17 protein-coding genes are annotated in these 18,796 nt (G+C 60.9%); 8 read left to right on the forward strand and 9 right to left on the reverse strand.

Annotated features, from left to right (window positions below):
- Nucleotides 1-9: 9 nt before the first annotated feature.
- The 3 genes from MLC59_RS05680 to MLC59_RS05690 all read right to left on the reverse strand — a co-directional run bounded on the left by MLC59_RS05680 (nt 10) and on the right by MLC59_RS05690 (nt 3,301).
- Nucleotides 10-405 (reverse strand): ectoine synthase, encoded by a 396-nt coding sequence (locus tag MLC59_RS05680; RefSeq protein ID WP_248231814.1) that lies wholly within the window; start codon nt 403-405, stop codon nt 10-12.
- A 75-nt stretch (nt 406-480) separates the two neighbouring features.
- Nucleotides 481-1,935, reverse strand: coding sequence for a GTPase/DUF3482 domain-containing protein (locus tag MLC59_RS05685; RefSeq protein ID WP_248231818.1), 1,455 nt, complete (start codon nt 1,933-1,935; stop codon nt 481-483).
- The gene (locus MLC59_RS05690) at nt 1,922-3,301 is read right to left on the reverse strand and encodes a DUF2868 domain-containing protein (RefSeq protein ID WP_248231828.1); all 1,380 of its coding nucleotides are present in this window, start codon (nt 3,299-3,301) and stop codon (nt 1,922-1,924) included. Before MLC59_RS05690 ends, MLC59_RS05685 begins: the two co-directional genes overlap by 14 nt.
- A gap of 83 nt (nt 3,302-3,384) precedes the next feature.
- Between MLC59_RS05690 and MLC59_RS05695 the strand changes: the two genes are divergently transcribed.
- A complete protein-coding gene (locus tag MLC59_RS05695; protein WP_248231830.1) occupies nt 3,385-3,747 on the forward strand; it encodes a DUF6164 family protein in 363 nt (120 codons plus the stop codon).
- Here MLC59_RS05695 and MLC59_RS05700 read toward each other — a convergent pair.
- The gene (locus tag MLC59_RS05700; protein ID WP_248231832.1) at nt 3,704-4,618 is read right to left on the reverse strand and encodes an alpha/beta hydrolase; all 915 of its coding nucleotides are present in this window, start codon (nt 4,616-4,618) and stop codon (nt 3,704-3,706) included. The genes MLC59_RS05695 and MLC59_RS05700 overlap by 44 nt on opposite strands.
- Nucleotides 4,619-4,730: 112 nt before the next feature.
- On the opposite strand from MLC59_RS05700, the gene MLC59_RS05705 reads away from it, so the two are divergent.
- The 4 genes from MLC59_RS05705 to MLC59_RS05720 all read left to right on the forward strand — a co-directional run bounded on the left by MLC59_RS05705 (nt 4,731) and on the right by MLC59_RS05720 (nt 11,692).
- Entirely contained in the window at nt 4,731-6,161 is a 1,431-nt protein-coding gene (locus MLC59_RS05705) for a sigma-54 interaction domain-containing protein (RefSeq protein WP_248231839.1), read from the forward strand.
- A gap of 188 nt (nt 6,162-6,349) precedes the next feature.
- Complete coding sequence (locus tag MLC59_RS05710) at nt 6,350-7,129, forward strand: 3-hydroxybutyrate dehydrogenase (protein ID WP_248231841.1); 780 nt, start codon at nt 6,350-6,352, stop codon at nt 7,127-7,129.
- Nucleotides 7,130-7,142: 13 nt separating this feature from the next.
- A complete protein-coding gene (locus MLC59_RS05715; protein WP_248231842.1) occupies nt 7,143-9,137 on the forward strand; it encodes an acetoacetate--CoA ligase in 1,995 nt (664 codons plus the stop codon).
- Between the two features lie 305 nt (nt 9,138-9,442).
- Nucleotides 9,443-11,692 carry an NADP-dependent isocitrate dehydrogenase gene (locus MLC59_RS05720; protein ID WP_248231844.1) on the forward strand — a complete coding sequence of 750 codons (2,250 nt, stop codon included), beginning with the start codon at nt 9,443-9,445 and terminating at the stop codon, nt 11,690-11,692.
- Nucleotides 11,693-11,932: 240 nt separating this feature from the next.
- Here MLC59_RS05720 and ybaK read toward each other — a convergent pair whose 3' ends face one another.
- Together ybaK and MLC59_RS05730 are read right to left on the reverse strand one after the other, a co-directional pair.
- Complete coding sequence (gene ybaK / locus MLC59_RS05725; protein WP_248231845.1) at nt 11,933-12,400, reverse strand: Cys-tRNA(Pro) deacylase; 468 nt, start codon at nt 12,398-12,400, stop codon at nt 11,933-11,935.
- 54 nt (nt 12,401-12,454) lie between these two features.
- Entirely contained in the window at nt 12,455-13,756 is a 1,302-nt protein-coding gene (locus tag MLC59_RS05730; RefSeq protein ID WP_248231846.1) for an MFS transporter, read from the reverse strand.
- Between the two features lie 208 nt (nt 13,757-13,964).
- Between MLC59_RS05730 and MLC59_RS05735 the strand changes: the two genes are divergently transcribed.
- Nucleotides 13,965-15,551: a sensor domain-containing diguanylate cyclase gene (locus tag MLC59_RS05735; RefSeq protein ID WP_248231848.1), complete on the forward strand. Its 1,587-nt coding sequence runs from the start codon at nt 13,965-13,967 to the stop codon at nt 15,549-15,551.
- Here the strand turns inward: MLC59_RS05735 and MLC59_RS05740 are convergent.
- The 3 genes from MLC59_RS05740 to MLC59_RS05750 all read right to left on the reverse strand — a co-directional run bounded on the left by MLC59_RS05740 (nt 15,537) and on the right by MLC59_RS05750 (nt 17,286).
- Nucleotides 15,537-15,881, reverse strand: a complete 345-nt coding sequence (locus tag MLC59_RS05740) for a hypothetical protein (RefSeq protein ID WP_248231851.1) — start codon at nt 15,879-15,881, stop codon at nt 15,537-15,539. The genes MLC59_RS05735 and MLC59_RS05740 overlap by 15 nt on opposite strands.
- Before the next feature lie 55 nt (nt 15,882-15,936).
- Nucleotides 15,937-16,209: a hypothetical protein gene (locus MLC59_RS05745; protein ID WP_248231853.1), complete on the reverse strand. Its 273-nt coding sequence runs from the start codon at nt 16,207-16,209 to the stop codon at nt 15,937-15,939.
- 549 nt (nt 16,210-16,758) lie between these two features.
- Nucleotides 16,759-17,286 carry a 3'-5' exonuclease gene (locus MLC59_RS05750; RefSeq protein WP_248231855.1) on the reverse strand — a complete coding sequence of 176 codons (528 nt, stop codon included), beginning with the start codon at nt 17,284-17,286 and terminating at the stop codon, nt 16,759-16,761.
- A gap of 167 nt (nt 17,287-17,453) precedes the next feature.
- Between MLC59_RS05750 and queC the strand changes: the two genes are divergently transcribed.
- The gene (gene queC / locus MLC59_RS05755; protein WP_248231861.1) at nt 17,454-18,119 is read left to right on the forward strand and encodes a 7-cyano-7-deazaguanine synthase QueC; all 666 of its coding nucleotides are present in this window, start codon (nt 17,454-17,456) and stop codon (nt 18,117-18,119) included.
- Nucleotides 18,119-18,796 (forward strand): 7-carboxy-7-deazaguanine synthase, encoded by a 678-nt coding sequence (gene queE, locus MLC59_RS05760; RefSeq protein ID WP_248231865.1) that lies wholly within the window; start codon nt 18,119-18,121, stop codon nt 18,794-18,796. Before queC ends, queE begins: the two co-directional genes overlap by 1 nt.

The following is an 18,796-nucleotide window of genomic DNA, read 5'->3' on the forward strand; positions in this document are numbered from 1 at the left end:
CCGGCCGGATCAGTTATCGCTGGTGTCCGGCAGGTAGGCGCCGTCCTCGTCATGGACTTCCTGCCCGGTAACCGGCGGGTTGAAGGAGCAGATCAGGCGCATGTCCTCGGTGCCACCGTACAGGGTGTGCTTGTCGTGGTTGTCCAGGGCGTAGAGGGTCCCGTCGGTAATCTCATGGACTTCACCCGTGGCCAGGTCCTTGATGCGACCGTTACCGGCGACACAGTAAACCGCTTCCAGGTGGTGCTTGTACCAGAAGGTGTGCTCGGAGCCTGCCTTGATGATGGTTTCGTGGAACGAGAATCCCATTCCATCCTTTTTCAGCAGCAGGCGGCGGCTGGTCCACTGCTTGTCGCTGACTTCACGCTCGGTACCAATGATGTCCTGAACTCTAACGATTTTCATGGGCGTACCTCATGGTTGGTTGGCCAGAATCGGGTGAAACAGCTTTATAGTATAAACATTAGACCTCTATGTATTTCAAGCGGTGCTTTCCAGCCGCCAGCGGTTATACCCTTCCAGGGCGCTCTGAACGGCGGCTTCCAGCTCTTGCTGCTCCCCCTGGTTGAGCTTGCGGTTTTTCCGTAACCGGGTCAGGGCCCGCTGGAGCGCCTTGCGGGTGTCAGCCCCCAGGGTTTCCAGCCAATGGCTTTCCGAGGGTGGCAGTTCCAGCGGGTCCCGTCCGGCATGGTTACGCTGGCTGATATGCCACCAGTGGTCCACCGCCCGCCCCAGAACAATATAGCCGAATTGCAGGTCCTGCACCGGACCGAATGTGGCGGTTTGCAGGTCACCTGCACCCTTGAGGGAGCCCAGGCTCAGTGCGCGGATGGCCAGCCGGTCGCCATAGAAATAACTGCCTGCCGCACCCAGCAGACCGCCGATCAGAGCGCCCGCGCCCAGGGAGTGCCCCAGGGTCAGGGCGTCGATACCGACACCGCCGACCGCGCCCGCGCCGAAACCGGCGGTGGCCAGGTAAGTCTTGCTCACAGCCCAGGCCCGGCGCGTCTCTTCACTGAACAGGTCATGGTCGTGGTGCCAGCTCAGGGCCGCTTCCTGGCGGGCGATCTGGTGGTGCTGGTAGAGTGCCTCGACGTCCTTGCGCAGTTTTTCCTCCCGCTCCCGCTGGTGCTGGTACCAGCGCTCCCGAAGGCGGGCTTCCAGGGCTTCCCGGCTGTCACTACCCGGTGTGGCCAGGTTTTTCGGCAGGGTGCGGGATTCCTGGTGGGTCATCATTCCGATCAGCGCTTCGGTGATTAACTGGGCTGAGCGCCATTGCCGGTCCTCACGCTGTCGGGTCAGGAAGCCGGTGGCAGCCTCCAGGGGTTGCTCCCAGTCGGGGCGCAGTTGGCCAAATGCCTTCAATAAGCCCAGATGTTGCTCAAACGGGGCGCGAACAGCGTCGAAGCTGCGGACAATCTGAAAGAACTGGCCCAGGGCCGACTGCCAGCTGGCGGTGTGGTCATCGGACCCGATACGGTTAATCAGCGCCAGGCTTGGCTGCCCAGTCCACCGCAGGATGGTCATCTCCGCTTCCTGCTCAGCGGTATAGGGCACCGAACCGTCCACCACGTAGATAATACCGGCGCCGTCGATGATAGGCGCCAGCAGTTCACACTCGTCCCGAAACCGCGGGTTGTCCCGGTGCTGGTGGACAAAGGCGGCTACCGTATCCGGCCGGTCGGACGCGGACAGGCTGTGGGACTCAAGCCATTCCAGGACCCGCCGGGGGCGCTGGAATCCGGGGGTGTCCACCAGGGTGTAGAGCGTGCGGCCGTCCACCTGTAGCGGGTAGCGCTGACTTTCCCGGGTCGTTCCCGGCTCCAGGGCGATGGCGATGCGGTCATTCTGGGACAGGGTGGCGACCACGCTGGACTTGCCGCGGTTGGGGTGTCCGACCACTGCGAATACCGGTGTTTGGTCAGTGGACACCATGGGTGGCCTCCTGTGTTTCAGCCACTGCTACGCGGACCCCCTGCCCGACTCGCTCGGCAAACCGGAGCCACTGGCCCAGCTGTTGGTCGTTCGGTCGCTGGGCCGGGTCTCCAGCCACTGGCAACAGGGTGATGGTGACACCGGGCAGCTGTTCGCGGGCGTCTTCCAGGAAGTCCTCCAGTTCGGCGGTGGGTGGCTCCCAGCTGCGGGTCACCACCACCAGTTGGCGGTGTCCTGCCGTCATTTGCTCTGCCAGTTGTGCCAGCGTGTCACGGTCCGCCTGCAGGCTCTGGGCGCCGCCGGCCCTGGGCAGGGGCCTGTCGACACCCGCCAGAAGTCCGTCGGCGGTTGCTCCAGCCCAGCTGACCGCCAGTGGTGCGTGGGGAACCGTTACTGTGGCTGAGCGGTGATCTTCGGGCAGCTGTCCACTGTCGCTGGTATCTGCGCCGGTATCGACGGAGGGTGTTTCCATACGCCAGAGCAGCGCCTGGTAGCCCGGGTGTTGCGTCAGGGCGCTGCGACCCTTTGCACGCAGGTCCACGGTGGCAACCGCCAGCAGCAAAGCGCGGGGCAGGATGACCCAGGCCAGCCAGGTCATGGCCACAAAGGGCCACCACTCGCCCCAGCGGGCAGACGCTGTGCCTGCCTCGCTCCCTTCCAGCCGGAAGAACCGGGTATCTTCCGCCAGTTCCAGCGAGGGGCTGGCCACCGGCAGCCAGCCGGACCAGGGCAAGGCCACCCAGCTGACTACCCGGTGCCATGCCTCAGCGGATGTCTCCAGTGTGGTGCTCCAGCCAAAGGCCAGGTCCTGGAACACCACCGAAAGCAGCAGGGTGATCAGGGCAGTGGCCCCGAAAACAAGTCCGGCTGCCTGGGCGGTCCTGGTCATCATCGGGCCCAGCAGGGGCGCCAGTGCTGGCGAGGGCTGTTGCTTCTGCAGGCGTTGTTGCAGGCCGTGGATGACGGGCGCCCAGGGCTGCCATCCGGCCAGGCCCTGGACGGCGGTGTACAGGGCCAGGAGCAGTTGCAGCAGGACAAAGCCCAGAATGACCGTTACATTGATTTGCTGACCGCCCTCATAGAACAGCAGGCCGGACATGGTAATGACACCGAGCAGGGCGCCTGCGGTGATAAAACCGGTGGAAAAGCGCCGCCAGAAGCGGATTTCCGGAAAGTCGGGCCGGTCTGCGGTGTGGCTGCCAATGGCGTGAAGCTGGGTGAGCCACCGGGCAATGTCCGGCGCTTGTCCCTCACCGCTATCCAGTGCGTAACGACGATCCCGGCGGTGGAGAAAGACCGGCGACTGCTGCTGGTCACGCTGGTACTGACGATCAAAGGCCAGCAGGGTCTCAAGGTGGCCGGGCATGAAGTATCCTTGTATGAATAACACCGAACAGGCTTGGAGTCTGTGCGATTTTTGCCTTGCAGGCTCCTGGGAGAGTGTAACCGATGCCCCACCATTTGATGAATCTGCGCCATGTACCCGATGACGAGGCCGATGAGATCCGCGCCCTGTTCGAGGAGCACGGGGTGAACTATTACGAAACACCGCCTTCGTTCTGGGGTATCAGCATGGGGGGCTTCTGGACCCATGATACGGGGGAGGCGGAACGAGCAAGGGAGTTGCTCAAGGCCTACCAGTCGAAACGCCTGAGTACCCAGCGCCAGGCCTGGGACGAGGCTGTCCAGGAAGGCAGGGGTACGGGGGTGTGGCACCAGTTCCTGCGCAAACCGGTAACCGTTATTGCCGCGTTGCTGGCACTGGTCTTCATTCTGGGCGTTTCACTGGCTCCGTTTCTCCGGCTGGGCTGACGGCATGCCTGTAGAGAAATGCCAGGGCCTCGTCCATCACCGTGCCCTGAAACAGGAAGCCGGTGACATGGCCCTGACCGCGCATCAGCAACAGCTGGTTGCTCACCCCGGCCGTGGCCAGTCTCCGCTGGTAGTCACGTGCCTGGGAGACAGGCACCAGTCGGTCCCAAGTGCCATGGAACAACAGGTGGGGCGGTGTATCCGGCGTTACCCATGCGGCTGGCGAAGCGCGCCGGTAGCGCCCTGGCATGGCCTCACGGGTGTCGCCAAGGAACTGCTTCAGCAGTCGTCCTGAATCAAAGGTCCGCAGGTCAGCGGGCAGGCCCCCGGCAACCACGGCCACCAGGCCACGCTGGTCGGGATTCCAGGGAGCCTGGTCCGGGTGATCGCTGCTGGTCACCGTCGCCAGAAGACTCACCAGGTGCGCGCCGGAGGAGTAACCGAAGCCGGCTATCCGTTCAGGGTCGATGTTGAGCTCTCCGTGGTTCTGCCTGAGCCAGTCCAGTCCCCTTTGCAGGTCACGGAGCTGGGCCGGATACTGATGTTGCGGGGCGAAGCGATAATCGATGTTCATGGTCGTGAAGCCATGCCGGGCAAGCTCGCGGGCCGTGTCGGTCATGTCTGCACGGGAGCGGCCCTCCCAGCCACCCCCATGAACCACCAGTACGGCAGGTCCCGGAGAGGACTGTTGTGCCAGGTAAAGGTCTGCATGAAGTGGCTCGGGCCAGTCCGCTGGCGAGTAGCGAATGTTGAGTCGCTCCTCCAACACGGTATGCTTTGGCATCACCGGATTATCCGGCGCATTGATGTGGGTTGTGCAGGCGCTGAGCAAGAGAGCGCCGGGCGCGAACAGCCAGTAACCGAGCTTCATCGGTAGTCCCTCCGTCAGGCTCTTGGTTAGAGCATACGGCGGCCGGCCGCAGTCGGGTCAGTCTTCACTGACAAGGACGTGATGCCATGCGTAGACACAACAAGAGAAAGGTATGCCAGAAGCCTATGAGCCCGGACGTATACAAGGGCTAACCCGTGAAATGATCGATGCGCTAATGGCGATGTTCGAGAAGGCCAGTGCCGGTGCTATTGCGGTCGACCGGGAGTCCCGGGTTACCTGGATCAACGATAGCTACTGCCAGCTGCTTGGCAAACGTCAGGGCGACGTTATCGGGCAACTGGTCCGGCGTATTATCCCCCATAGCCGCATGCCGGAAGTGGTGGAGAGCGGTGACCCCCTGCTGTTGGACATCATGGAGCATGAGGGGCAGCAACTGGTTGTTACACGCCTGCCCTGGTATGACGGGGAGGGTAAGGTTAGCGGTGCTATCGCCTGCGTTCTCTACGATGACCTGCAACCCCTGACCCCACTGGTTGCCCGCTATCGCCGGTTGCACCAGGACCTGCAGGCCGCGCGCAAGGCCCTGGCCAGGCGCTCGCGAAGTGCCCGCTACAACCTGTCTGACTTTGTGGGTGCGACCCCGCAGGCACTGGAGATCAAGCGTAAGGCACGGCTGGCAGCGGGGCGGGACATGCCAGTGCTTATCCGGGGAGAAACCGGCACTGGCAAGGAGGTGTTGGCCCAGGCCATCCATGCCGCCTCGCACCGTTCGGAAAGCCCCTTCGTGGCGGTCAATGTGGCCGCCGTACCCGAGAGCCTTCTGGAGGCGGAATTCTTCGGTGTGGCCCCCGGCGCATTCACCGGCGCCAGCCGGTATCGTGATGGGCGCTTCCAGTTGGCTCACAGCGGTACCCTGTTCCTGGATGAGGTGGGTGATATGCCGCTGCCGACGCAGGCAAAGCTTTTGCGAGCCCTGCAGGAAGGTGAGGTGGAGCCACTGGGCTCAGGCCAGGTTCAGTCGGTAGACGTCCGGGTCATTGCCGCAACCAGCCGTGACCTGCCGGCCATGATGGCCCAGGGGCAGTTCAGGTCGGATCTGTACTATCGTCTCAATGTGCTGGAGATACTTGTGCCGCCGCTGCGGGAACGGCCTGCCGACCTCGGCATATTGTGTGAGGGGTTGTTGGCAGAACTTGCCGGCGGAGCTGGCCCGGAAGCGGGCATTACCCGTGAGGCGCTGGAACTGCTGGGGCGCCACAGCTGGCCGGGTAATGTCCGTGAGCTTCGCAATGTCCTGGAGCGGGCGCTGACGCTGGCGGAGGATGCCTCGGTGGTGGATGTGCGGGCACTGTCCCAGGCGTTGCCGCCTCTTGGACCAGTCGAAGCCGGCCGAAACTCTGGCGTGGCGCCTGAGGAGGTGGTCACCTTGCCTGTGAAGCCTCTCGCTGACGTGGTAGCCCGAGCTGAAGCCGATGCCATTAATGCGGCACTGGATGCAACAGGTGGTAATCGGACGCGCGCGGCAAGGTTGTTGGGGGTGTCCCGCTCGGCCTTGTATGAGAAGCTTGGCAAGTTGTCCTGATAGCCGGACACCTGTCCTGAAAGCCGGACATATTATTCACGGTTTGTCCAGGAGACCGGACACACGGCGTGCTGTTGAACTAAACCGATAAAGTTAACTAGTTGAAATAAAAACAAAAAAATAACCGGCACAGATGCTGCTACACCCGGGGCCCGACTACCAGAATCCAACAACAAGGGGTATCCGCTATGCGACTCACCAACAGAACTGCCCTCATCACCGGCGCAGGCCGCGGCATTGGTCGCGCCATTGCCGAACTCTATGCCCGGGAAGGTGCCCGGGTTGCGATTGCTGACCTGGACCTGCAAGCCGCCACTGAGGCGGCTGACGCCATCCGGGCGGCCGGTGGCGACGCCATGGCCCTGGTCATGGATGTGACCGACGAACAAGCCGTGGACGACGGCTTCCAGGCGGTGGCCGACCAGTGGGGTGGCGTCGACATCGCCCTGGCCAATGCCGGCATCCAGCATATCGACCCCATTCACAAGCTGGCCTACGCTGACTGGCAGAAGGTCATTGATGTCCACCTCCACGGTGCGTTTCTTGTCACCCGGGCTGCGTTGCGACAGATGTACGCCGGCAAGGGCGGCGCCATGCTGTACATGGGGTCGGTACATTCGGTAGAGGCCTCGCCCCTGAAATCTCCCTACGTAGCCGCCAAGCACGGCCTGCTGGGACTCTGCCGGGCCGTGGCAAAGGAGGGGGCCGAACACAGGGTACGCAGCAATATCATTTGCCCGGGTTTTGTGCGCACGCCGCTGGTGGAAAAGCAGATCCCCGAACAGGCAAAGGAACTGGGTATCTCCGAGGAGGAGGTTATCCGCAACGTGATGCTCAAGAACACGGTCGATGGTGAATTCACCACAGTCGAGGATGTGGCCGAACTCGCGGTGCACCTGGCCGCCTTCCCTTCCTCTGCCCTGACCGGCCAGTCCATCGTTGTCAGCCATGGCTGGCACATGCAGTAAACAGGAGATTTGGATGAGTACAACAGAACAATCCCCCATCGTCTGGACTCCGTCGCAGGAGACCCTGGAGCAGTCCCGCATGGGGCGCTTCAAGGCGTCCCTGGAGCAGCAGGGTTACGGCCCGTTTGCGGATTACCACGCCCTGCACCGGTGGTCCATCGAGCACCTGGACACTTTCTGGCAACAGGTCTGGGACTGGTGTGGCCTGGTCTGCGATACCCCTGCGGACAAGGTGCTGGGCAGTCGTGACATGCCCGGTGCCCAGTGGTTCCCGGGTATGAAGCTGAACTTCGCCGCCAACCTGCTGCGGATGGCAGAGGGCGAGCATGCCGATAGTGAAGCGGTGGTGGCCCATTGCGAGACACGGCCGGTACTGCGACGTAGCTACCGGCAGCTGAAAGCGGATGTAGGTGCCCTGGAGGCCTTCCTGCGCAGCCAGGGGGTGCAGCAGGGGGACCGGGTGGCCGGTATCGTCACCAACGGTTACGAGGCCATCGTCGGCATGCTGGCCGCCACCAGCATGGGGGCCATCTGGAGTTCGGCGTCCCCTGACTTCGGGGTTGGCGCTATCAATGACCGTTTTGGCCAGATTGAGCCGGCGGCACTGATCACGGTTAACGGTTATGGCTATGGCGGCAAGGTTTTCCGTCGCCAGGAGGAGTTCGCCGGGCTGGTAGCGCAACTGCCCTCCCTGAAGTGTGTTGTCAGTATTCCCCAGTTGACCGATGACGAGCCTCTGACCGGTGACAAGGTCACCACCTGGGACGATGCGCTGGCGGCTGGTGAGGGTGTGGCGCCCTCGTTTACCCCGCTGCCCCCGGACCACCCGGTTTACATCCTCTATTCCTCCGGTACCACCGGCAAGCCCAAGTGCATCGTCCACGGCAGTGCCGGTATCCTGGTGAACCATGCCAAGGAACTGATGCTGCACGGCGATGTAGGCCCCGAGGACCGTTTCCTGTACTTCACCACCTGCGGCTGGATGATGTGGAACTGGCAGGTGTCGGCGCTGATGACCGGTGCGGCCGTGGTCACGGTTGATGGTTCGCCTGGGTACCCCGACATCAGCATGTTGTGGGACCTTGTTGCCAGTGAACGAGTGACCCATTTCGGCACCAGTGCGAAGTTCATTGCCGGTTGCCGCAAGGCGGAAATCCAGCCGGCAAGGGACCTGGATCAGGGCCGTCTGAGGGTGATTTTTTCAACCGGTTCGCCGCTGCTCCCCGAGGACTACGACTGGATCTATAGCGACGGGGCACCGGACGTACTGCTGGGGTCCATCGCTGGTGGCACCGATATCTGTGGCTGTTTTGTCGGCGCCTGCCCGCTGCTGCCGGTACGTCGTGGAGAGATTCAGTGTCGTTTCCTGGGGGTAGACGCGGAGGCCTACGGCGACGACGGCAAACCGGTGACTGAAGGACGGGGAGAACTGGTCTGTCAACAGCCGCTGCCTTCCATGCCGGTGCGGTTCTGGAACGATCCGGATGGTGAGCGTTATCGCAGCGCGTACTTTGACACCTTCCCGGGTGTGTGGGCCCACGGTGACTTTATCGAGTTTACCGAACACGGCGGTGCGATTATCTATGGGCGCTCCGATGCCACCCTGAATCCAGGCGGCGTCCGTATCGGTACTGCCGAGATCTATCGGCAGGTGGAAACCGTTGCCGAGGTGGCTGACAGCCTGGTGGTAGGCCGGCAGGTCGAGGGCGATGTCGAGATCGTGCTGCTGCTGGTGCCAGCCGCCGGGTATCAGCTCACCGACGAACTCAGTCAGGCCCTGCGACGTCGTATTCGGGAGGGGGCCAGCCCCCGCCATGTGCCGAAGCATATCGTCGCCGTCTCGGATATCCCTTACACCCGCAGTGGCAAGAAGGTGGAGCTGGCGGTAGCGCGACTTCTCAACGGCTCGGCCCGTGCCGATAACCGGGACGCCCTGGCCAACCCGGAAGCCCTGGACAGCATCCGGGAAACCCTGGCAGGGGCGGGTTTGCTGGTGCAGGGCGAGTGATTGCCGGTGCGCATCCGGCGATGGTCGGATGCGCACCATCAATGGCCTGCAGACAACGTGTCAGGTTGCCTCCTCTATTATTGGTTAATCGGAGGAGATGTGACTTTAGACTAAAATCGTAACCTGAGTGACCTAAAAACTGGTATATTGTTCAACTCCAATAAAAAGTTCGTAATCAGTGTCTGCGTAAGGAGGCTCTGACCTATCTGATGCCCCGTGCAACAGAGCTTCCTGAATCCGGAGTCCACAAGACGCCGGTATCAGCCCTGACCGTCCTGAACTGACAACCAACCTTGAGGACGCACATGACAGAATCAAACCCGAAGATTGTCTATACACTGACCGACGAAGCTCCGGCACTGGCGACCCGCTCTCTTCTGCCCATTCTTCAGACGTTTACCACCCCAGCGGGTATTACCTTCGAGACCAGCGATATTTCACTGGCCGCCCGTATCCTGGCGACGTTCCCCGACTACCTTGAAGAAGACCAGCGTGTTCCCGATGCCCTTGCTGAACTGGGCGATTACACGAAGGACCCGGCGGCCAACATCATCAAGCTGCCGAATATCAGCGCGTCCATCCCCCAGCTCCGTGCTGCCATCAAGGAACTGAACGACCAGGGCTACAAGGTTCCCGAATACAAGGAACACCCGGACACCGATGAAGAGAAGGAAATCCAGGCCCGTTACTCCAAGGTACTGGGTAGTGCTGTTAACCCGGTACTGCGGGAAGGCAACTCGGATCGTCGCGCCCCGTCTGCGGTCAAGGCCTTCGCCCGCAAATACCCCCATACCATGGGTGAGTGGAGCCCGGCTTCCCGCACCCACGTGGCCCATATGCGCGGTGGTGACTTCTACTCCAGCGAGCAGTCCGTCACCCTGGACAAGGCCACCAATGCCCGCATCGTGTTCGAGAACGCCAAGGGCGAGCAGACGGTTCTCAAGTCTGACCTGCCCCTGCTGGAAGGCGAAGTGATCGACGGCATGTTTATGAGCAAGAAAAAGCTCGTGAAGTTCTTCGAAGATGCGATCGAAGACTGCGAAAAGACCGGCGTGATGTTCTCCCTCCACGTCAAGGCCACCATGATGAAGATCTCCCACCCGATCGTATTCGGGCATGCGGTGAAGGTCTTCTACAAGGAGTTGTTCGACAAGTACGGCGACCTGTTCGAGGAAATCGGCGTCAACCCGAACAACGGCCTCTCGTCAGTGGTCGAGAAGATCAAGCAACTGCCGGAATCGAAGCAGGAGCAGATCCAGGAAGACCTGCACAAGACCTACGAGCACCGCCCGGAAATTGCCATGGTGGATTCCGTAAAAGGCATCACCAACCTGCACGTGCCCAGTGACGTGATCGTGGATGCGTCCATGCCGGCGATGATCCGTAACTCCGGCAAGATGTGGGCCCGTGACGGCAAGCTCAAGGACACCAAGGCTGTCATGCCCGAGTCCACCTACGCCACGATCTACCAGGAAGCAATCAACTTCTGTAAGACCCACGGTGCCTTTGATCCAACCACCATGGGTACAGTGCCCAACGTGGGCCTGATGGCCCAGAAGGCGGAGGAATACGGTTCCCATGACAAGACCTTCGAGATTCCCGAAGACGGCGTCGTACGGCTGGTAACCGAAGATGGCAAGGTACTCACCGAGCACAAGGTCGAGCAGGGCGATATCTGGCGCGCCTGCCAGACCAAGGACCTGCCGATCCGCGACTGGGTCAAGCTGGCGGTGAACCGGTCCCGTTCCAGCGGCATGCCCGCTGTGTTCTGGCTGGACGAAGAACGTCCCCACGATGCACAGCTGATCAAGAAGGTGGAGACCTACCTGAAGGAGCATGACACCGAAGGGCTGGATATCCGCATCATGTCGCCGGTGCTGGCGATCCGCCATACCATGGAACGCCTGATTCGTGGCAAGGACACCATCTCCGTAACCGGTAACGTACTGCGTGACTACCTCACCGACCTGTTCCCGATCCTGGAGCTGGGCACCAGCGCCAAGATGCTGTCCATCGTACCGCTGCTCAATGGCGGTGGCCTGTACGAGACCGGTGCCGGTGGCTCTGCGCCCAAGCACGTACAGCAGCTGCTGGAAGAGAACCACCTGCGCTGGGATTCCCTGGGTGAATTCCTGGCCATCGCCGTATCCCTGGAGGAGCTGGGCGAGAAGCAGGATAACGCCCGCGCCCGCCTGATGGGTGAAGCACTGGACAAGGCCACCGGCCGCCTGCTGGAGAACAACCAGTCTCCGTCACGGGTCACCGGCGAGCTGGACAACCGGGGCAGTCACTTCCACCTGGCCTGTTACTGGGCGGAAGAGCTGGCCAACCAGGATAACGACAAGGACCTGAAGGCGTTCTTTGAAAAGCTGTCGAAGAAGCTGGAAGACAACAAGGACAAGATCCTGGAAGAAATGAGCGTGATCCAGGGCCATCCGGCGGATATCGGTGGTTACTACCACCCGCCCGCGGAGAAGGTCTGCAAGGTCATGCAGCCCAGCGACACCCTCAATGCCATCCTTGAGGAAGCCCGCCAGGAAGGCGCCAGCAAGTAATACACTGGCAGCCTGAAAAGAACCCGGGGAGCGGCGACGTTCTCCGGGTTTTTTATTGCCACGGAATCCACGGAAGAACACGGAATGAAAAGATTTTTTAGCCACTAAACCCACAAAAGGACACGAAATAATGACGGCTGAATAGAAAGGCTTTGATTTCCAAATTTCGTGTTTTTCGTGGCAAATGCTGTTTTTCTTTGTCTTTTTTCCGTGTTCTTCCGTGGATTCCGTGGCAAAAAATCATGCTTTTATAGGTGCAAACGAAGCCCGAGTCAGGTCCGCCAGGTCCGCCGGTGCCAGCTCGATTTCCAGCCCCCGCCGGCCGGCGCTGACGTGGATAGTGTCGAAGGCCTGCGCGGATTCATCGATAACGGTCCTCAGGGCCTTTTTCTGCCCCAGTGGGCTGACGCCCCCGAGTACATACCCCGTGGTGCGCTGCACCTTCTGCTTGTCCGCCATGGCTGCTTTCTTGGCCTTTGCTGCCTTTGCCAACTGTTTCAGGTTCAGGTTGCCGGAGACCGGGACGATAGCGACCACAAGTTCGCCTGTGTCCGTCTCCGCCACCAGGGTCTTGAACACCTGCTCCGGATCCAGTCCCAGTTTTTCGGCCGCCTCGGTGCCGTAGGATTCGCTCTTGGGGTCGTGGGGGTAATCGTGCAGGGTATGGGCAATGCCCTGTTTGCGCAAAAGGTTAATGGCGGGGGTCATCGGGTACTCCTTTGTCTCGTTCGCCCGGAAGGATAACGCCGGGCTGCTGACAAGTCAGGACCGTTCATGGCTTACCTTCGATGCCTGAGGAACGGACAGCATGATCAGGAACCCCGCTGCCAGAAATACCAAGATGGTGGCCATGCCCCAGCGCTGGCTACCCGTGGCAACGGTAACCCAGCCAACCAGCAGGGGGCCGGCAAAGGCGGTGGCCTTGCCGGAAAAGGCGAACAGGCCGAACATCTGGGTCTGCAGGTCAGGGGGTACCACCCGGGCCATATAGGACCGGCTGGCGGACTGCAGTGGGCCGACGAAGATGCCCAGGGTCATCCCCCAGATCCAGAACCAGAGTACCGAGTCCACCAGCAGGATAGCCAGGGCGCTGGTACCCAGTCCGACCAGCGATAACAGTACCGTATTACGACCGCCGAGGGCGTCATCTACCCAGGCAAATCCCAGCGCCCCGAGGCCGGAAGTCACGTTGAGGGCGATAGCAAACTGCAGTACCTGGGTCTGGTCCATGCCGAATGTACCGGCGGCATAGACGCCGCCAAAGGTGAAGATGGTGGCCAGTCCGTCCGTGTAGAGCATCCGTGCCACCAGGAAACGGAGAATATGCCCCAGCTCCCGTACCTTGCTGAGGGAATCCTTCAGCTGGCCAAGGCCGGACCGGATCGCCTGGCCGATGGACAGGCCACGGGAAGGCTGGTCAGGAATGAGGAAAAACGCCGGCAGGGAAAACACCAGGTACCACAGTGCAACCAGCACAAAGGTGGCCCGTACGTGTTCCAGGTTGTCGCGATCCAGTCCAAGCCAGCTGGTATCTCCTTCGATAAACCCGAACAGCGCCACCACGAGACAGGTAACGCCACCCACATAGCCCAGTCCCCAGGACCAGCCGGACCATCGCCCCAGCCGGCTGGGGGAAGCCAGGTCCGGCAGCATGGCGTTATAGAAAATAAAGGCGCACTCGGCACCCAGGATGCCCACGCTGACCCAGAAGGCAGAGAACCACAGATCCCCACTGCCCGGTTCCACAAACCACAGCATGCCACTGCCCAGCACACACAGCAGCGTGAAGGCGATGAGCCAGGGCTTGCGGCGGCCAGACTGGTCGGCAATGGCTCCAAGTACCGGGGCCACCAGTGCCACCACGATTCCCGAGACACCCACGATGTTGCCCCAGGCACTGGTGCCGGCCACGTCGTCCTGTACCACCGACTGACTGAAGTACCGTGCAAATATAAACGTCAGGATAATGGTAAAGAAGGCACTGTTGGCCCAGTCATAGAGCGCCCAGGACCAAAGTGCCCTGGTGTTCTCCTGTTGTGCCGTTCTGGGTGGGCCTGCTGCCATGCCTGGGTTCCTGTTTCAGTGAAAGTTGCCGGTTCGTCAAGCTGTCAGACTATCGCACCAAGTATGGCAGTCGTAAAACATTGTTTAAGCGGTCGACGTGACCGTTGTGACACACTACTTTCATTACAGAGGACTGGCTTGCAGTTCAGTCGGGTGCCAGCGGCGTCTTTGCGGTTGGTACGCAACGGTTCAGGACAAAATATTACCCATGGACAAGCACAAGGCACAGGGAACGGCGTTGGGGCGTTCCCTCAAAATAACCATGGCCTATCTGCTGGCAGGCGCGCTGTGGATACTGTTTTCCGACGCTGCAGTCGAACGCCTGGTCAGCGATCCGGTCGCCCTCAGCCGGCTGCAAACCTGGAAAGGCTGGGCGTTTGTTCTGGTGACTGGTGCCGTGCTTTACCTGGTGCTGTTGCGACAGTTGCGGCGGGACCGGGAACAGATCCTGATGCGCGAGGCCCAGCAGGAGGAAATCCTGCGACTGAGCCAGTTCCAGCAAGGTGTGATTAACAACGCCAATGTCTGGCTTAACGTGCTGGACTCTTACGGGCGGGTACTGATCTGGAACCGGGCAGCTGAACGAATCAGCGGCTATACCAGTGACGAGGTCTCTGGCAGTGACGAAATCTGGCAAAAGCTTTACCCGGACCCGAACTATCGTGACTGGGTACTAAGCCGGGCCAAGTCTGTTTTGACAGGCCTGGAAGAGGTGGAGGGGCTCGAAACCTATATCCAGACAGGCGACAACGGCGAGCGCCTGATTGCCTGGAATTCCCGGGCACTCAAGGACTCCCGGGGTGAGGTGGTGGGCTCGATTGCCATAGGTATGGATATTACCGAGCAGCGGGCGGCTGAAACCGCCCTGATGGCCAGGGAGCGCCAGCTTGCCAACCTGATGGACAGCCTGCCGGGTATGGCTTACCGCTGCCTTTACGACGAACACTGGACCATGAAGTTTGTGTCCAGCGGCTGCTTTGAACTCACCGGTTATCGGCCAGTTGACCTGATCGATAACCGGAGGGTGGCCTGGGCCGAACTGATGGACTCCGGTGATGCTTCTGCCGTCCTGCGGAAGGTGGAGGAGGCGATCGGAAGTGCGTCCGCGTTTTCAGTGGAGTATCGCCTCCGCCGTGAATCCGGGGAGCTTATCTGGGTCTGGGAGCGTGGTCGTGGTGTGGAAGGAGACAATGGCCTGGTGCTGGAGGGGATTGTTCTCGATATTACCGAACGCAAGCGCCTGGAACAGGAACTGTCAGAGCTGGCGACCCTGGATCCGCTCACTGGCCAGTTCAACCGGCGGGAAACGGAGCGGATCCTGCAGGAGGAGCTGGTCAGGGCAGAACGCTATGGGCGCCAGCTTGCCCTGCTCTGGGTCGACCTGGACCACTTCAAGGCCGTTAATGACTCCTGGGGTCACGCCATAGGGGACCAGGTGCTGCGGACGGTGAGCCTGAGACTTGCCGATAGCATACGGTCAGTGGACACCCTGGGACGCTTCGGGGGCGAGGAATTCCTGGTGGTGCTGCCGGAGATGTCAGTGGAGGAGGCCTGCGAGACGGCCGAACGTCTGCGCCGGCGGGTGGTGTCGGAGCCGGTGCCGGTGGTGGCGGGTCAGACGCTGGATATGACTGTCAGCATCGGAGTGGCCGTCTTTCCGAACCATGGGCAGAGCGCGGAAGAACTGTGCGGCCGCGCGGACAAGGCCATGTACCTGGCGAAGAACCTGGGGCGCAACAGGGTCGAAGTATACGCACCGGCCCCAGCCGAGGACGCCACCTCAGATCGTGCGTAACTGGGCTTCCAGGATGCCCAGCACGGACGACACGATGTCCCGGAAATCCGTCAGGGTCTGGGTCCGCTGGATGATGTCATAACGCTGCTCGTCCAGGCGCTCCAGTTGCGGAACAACTCGCCGCACACCTTCGGTAATGACCTCGTAGGGATAGTGATGGTCCTGGATGCTGAGTTTGTTCAGTTCTGCCACTTCCTGGTGGAAGATGGTGATGATGTCGTACAGCAGGTCCTTGTGGGCGATGCTGCCCGCTTCCCAGTAGGCATCATCCAGCAGTTCCAGCAGTGACAGGTACTCGCGAAGGGTATCGGCAACGGATGTCTGGCTCATGGCACACTCCCTGGTTACATGAGCCAGACTATAGCAGTTCATCGGCGCGCAGGCCCTATGCGACCTGGCGGGCGATCCATGAATCGTAGCGGCTCGCCAGAGACTTCACATAGCGCGCCTCTGCCCCGTCCAGCGAGGCAAGCACTCCATTGAAGATCCAGCCGCGTTCATACAGGCCCAGCACACTGCGTTCGTCCTCGACGTTGACCCGCTGGTTCAGCTTCTTGCAGATGGCATCGAGCAGCGGCAGTTTTTCCGGGCGGCGGATGGGGCCGGGCCGGCGACTGGCCGGAACGTTGGCGGCACGTCTGGTTGTTGGTCTGTTCATGGCACTCTCCTTACCGTTATGCGGCTGCAAAAACCAGAAAACCCGGCCTCACGGGACCGGGTTTTCATGCGGGAGACTGCATGCCCGGTCGCCTGAAGCTTCCGGGCAGGGCCGAAAGCGTTACCTGAAAATCACCATGCCACGGACAGGCAGCAGTGCCCTGATCCGCGCGCTCATATCGACAAGGTGGCTTTGTTTCTTCAAGCCCATCGGGACTCTCCGTAATGGCTCTGTTCAGGGATTGTTCAGGTAATGCTGTTCAGCGTACGCCAGCCAGGAAAAGCGGCCAGCAATGATCAGTGTATCGTGGCCGCCAGAGTTTGCAAATGGGGTGCGCGTAGCGGGCGATACGCATTAACCCTGCCTTCGGCAAACCCTTACAGACCGTGGGCTACAGGCCGACGATAATTACTCCCGTCACGTGTTTTACGTTGTGCAATCCGCAGTAGCACGTCGGGTTTCGTCAGTTACTGTGTGATCTCTCCTTTATTGTCTTGGCGCTCCGGGTTTCCCGCAGCGCCTTTTTTTATTCCGTTATGCAGCGAATGTTCAATGACTTTGGGGAGAGTCGGAGTGACCCTGGTCGGCGGCGGTGACCAGCTGCCAGGTCGTTTGCAGGATGCGGGCGTCATTGGCTGCCCGGTGTACCGGCAGGCCCAGTTCCGCAATCACCTGCTGCCGTGCCGGTGTCCAGCGCTGGACCTGGGTTGGGTCAAGCAGCAGCGAGATGGATTCCAGCTGGAAGCCGGGTTGCATTTCGGCGGCACGGAACAGCCGGTGTAACCAGAAGCTGTCGAAGGTCCAGGCGTCACAGAAGACCTGCCCGGTGAGCAGATTATTGAGGTAGCCGGCAACCTGCTGCACGGTGTGGCCCTTTTCGATCAATACCGCACGGGGTATGCCATGGATCGCCTCGGCGCTTTCAGACCAGTCATGCCAAAGCACGTGGGGGCGGATCAGCCAGCTGTAGACCGCGCCATCCGGCAGGCACACTCCTACCTCGATCGGGTAGCTGGCGATCAGGTCGAGGCTTGAGGCCTCGAAGTCAATAAAGGCCGGCGTGGTGGCTTGGGTCATCGGTATTTCGGTCAGTTGCTGTGCTGTGTGCAAAGTGTAACCGTCCCTCTGGTCTGACGCGAACCCATCGTCGCTGGTGGCTGTTACAATAGAAAGTCCGTGGGCAGCGTGATGCTGAACACTTTGCGGTTAAATAACCAGTATCCATTTGGCAAGCAGGAGGACGGGTGTCTGAACGTGTTGTTGTGATCTATTCGGGTGGGATGGACTCCTTCACCCTGCTTCATCGTGCCCTGGCGGACGGTCACGATGTCCATGCCCTGTCCTTTGACTACGGCCAGAAGCATGTCCGTGAGTTACAGGTGGCATCGCAGGTGTGTGAACAGCTGGGCCTTCCCCATAAAGTGATTGATATCCGGGCGATGAAGGCCGTGATGGCGGGCTCGGCACTGACCGGTGGAAGCGAGGTGCCCGAAGGCCACTACGAAGAAGAGTCCATGAAATCCACCGTGGTGCCCAACCGCAATATGATCCTGCTGGCCCTGGCCACCGGGTATGCGGTCACGGTGGAGGCCGATGCGGTCTGGTTCGGCGCCCATGGGGGCGACCATGCCATCTATCCGGACTGTCGCCCGGAGTTCGTGGAAAAAATGGATGCCGTCTGTCGTGTCGCCAACTATGAGCCGGTACGCATTGAAGCCCCATATATCCGTGCCAGCAAGACAGATATCCTTGCCGATGGACTGACCATGGGGCTGGATTACAGCCAGACCTGGACCTGTTACAACGGACGAGAAAAAGCCTGTGGTGCCTGTGGATCCTGCGTGGAGCGACTGGAGGCCTTTGCCGCCCATGGCCTTTCCGACCCACTGGCCTATGAGGCCCGCAACTGATGTACCGGGTCAAGGAAGCTTTTTACACCTTGCAGGGTGAGGGCGCCCAGGCCGGGCGTGCGGCGGTGTTCTGTCGTTTCAGCAAGTGCAACCTGTGGAATGGCCGGGAGGCGGACCGGGCGAGTGCCGTGTGCAATTTCTGCGATACGGACTTTGTCGGCACCGATGGCCAGAATGGCGGGCGGTTCGAGACATCAGCCGCCCTGGCAGATCACATCGCGGCACTGTGGCCGTTTGACATGGCCGAATGCCAGCAGCAGGGGGTGAAACCCTATGTGGTTTGCACCGGTGGTGAACCCTTGTTGCAGCTGGATGAGCCCCTTGTCTCGGCGTTCCATGCCCGGGGGTTTGACGTGGGTGTGGAAACCAATGGCACCTTACCGGCCCCGGCGGGCATTGACTGGCTGTGCGTGAGCCCCAAGGCAAATGCCACCGTGGTTATTGACCAGTGCGACGAGCTGAAACTGGTATATCCCCAGCCCCTGGCCATGCCCGAGCGCTTCCTGTCCGTGCGCGCCCGTCACTATTTCCTCTCACCCATGGCTTCCCCTGCGACACCGGATAGCGGCGCAGATCCGGTAAAGGCCAGCAATACCCGCAAGGCGGTGGACTATTGCCTGCACCATCCCCGCTGGCGCCTGACCATTCAGATGCACAAGCTCGTTGGCATCGACTGA

Origin of the sequence: Marinobacter bryozoorum (assembly GCF_023156245.1) — a bacterium.
GTDB classification, from domain to species: domain Bacteria; phylum Pseudomonadota; class Gammaproteobacteria; order Pseudomonadales; family Oleiphilaceae; genus Marinobacter; species Marinobacter bryozoorum.

What these genes read in the sequence shown, in the direction of transcription:
- MLC59_RS05680 (WP_248231814.1), bottom strand. Translation starts at nt 405, where the DNA reads ATGAAAATCGTTAGAGTTCAGGACATCATTGGTACCGAGCGTGAAGTC.
- MLC59_RS05685 (WP_248231818.1), bottom strand. Translation starts at nt 1,935, where the DNA reads ATGGTGTCCACTGACCAAACACCGGTATTCGCAGTGGTCGGACACCCC.
- MLC59_RS05690 (WP_248231828.1), bottom strand. Translation starts at nt 3,301, where the DNA reads ATGCCCGGCCACCTTGAGACCCTGCTGGCCTTTGATCGTCAGTACCAG.
- MLC59_RS05695 (WP_248231830.1), top strand. Translation starts at nt 3,385, where the DNA reads ATGCCCCACCATTTGATGAATCTGCGCCATGTACCCGATGACGAGGCC.
- MLC59_RS05700 (WP_248231832.1), bottom strand. Translation starts at nt 4,618, where the DNA reads ATGAAGCTCGGTTACTGGCTGTTCGCGCCCGGCGCTCTCTTGCTCAGC.
- MLC59_RS05705 (WP_248231839.1), top strand. Translation starts at nt 4,731, where the DNA reads ATGCCAGAAGCCTATGAGCCCGGACGTATACAAGGGCTAACCCGTGAA.
- MLC59_RS05710 (WP_248231841.1), top strand. Translation starts at nt 6,350, where the DNA reads ATGCGACTCACCAACAGAACTGCCCTCATCACCGGCGCAGGCCGCGGC.
- MLC59_RS05715 (WP_248231842.1), top strand. Translation starts at nt 7,143, where the DNA reads ATGAGTACAACAGAACAATCCCCCATCGTCTGGACTCCGTCGCAGGAG.
- MLC59_RS05720 (WP_248231844.1), top strand. Translation starts at nt 9,443, where the DNA reads ATGACAGAATCAAACCCGAAGATTGTCTATACACTGACCGACGAAGCT.
- ybaK (WP_248231845.1), bottom strand. Translation starts at nt 12,400, where the DNA reads ATGACCCCCGCCATTAACCTTTTGCGCAAACAGGGCATTGCCCATACC.
- MLC59_RS05730 (WP_248231846.1), bottom strand. Translation starts at nt 13,756, where the DNA reads ATGGCAGCAGGCCCACCCAGAACGGCACAACAGGAGAACACCAGGGCA.
- MLC59_RS05735 (WP_248231848.1), top strand. Translation starts at nt 13,965, where the DNA reads ATGGACAAGCACAAGGCACAGGGAACGGCGTTGGGGCGTTCCCTCAAA.
- MLC59_RS05740 (WP_248231851.1), bottom strand. Translation starts at nt 15,881, where the DNA reads ATGAGCCAGACATCCGTTGCCGATACCCTTCGCGAGTACCTGTCACTG.
- MLC59_RS05745 (WP_248231853.1), bottom strand. Translation starts at nt 16,209, where the DNA reads ATGAACAGACCAACAACCAGACGTGCCGCCAACGTTCCGGCCAGTCGC.
- MLC59_RS05750 (WP_248231855.1), bottom strand. Translation starts at nt 17,286, where the DNA reads ATGACCCAAGCCACCACGCCGGCCTTTATTGACTTCGAGGCCTCAAGC.
- queE (WP_248231865.1), top strand. Translation starts at nt 18,119, where the DNA reads ATGTACCGGGTCAAGGAAGCTTTTTACACCTTGCAGGGTGAGGGCGCC.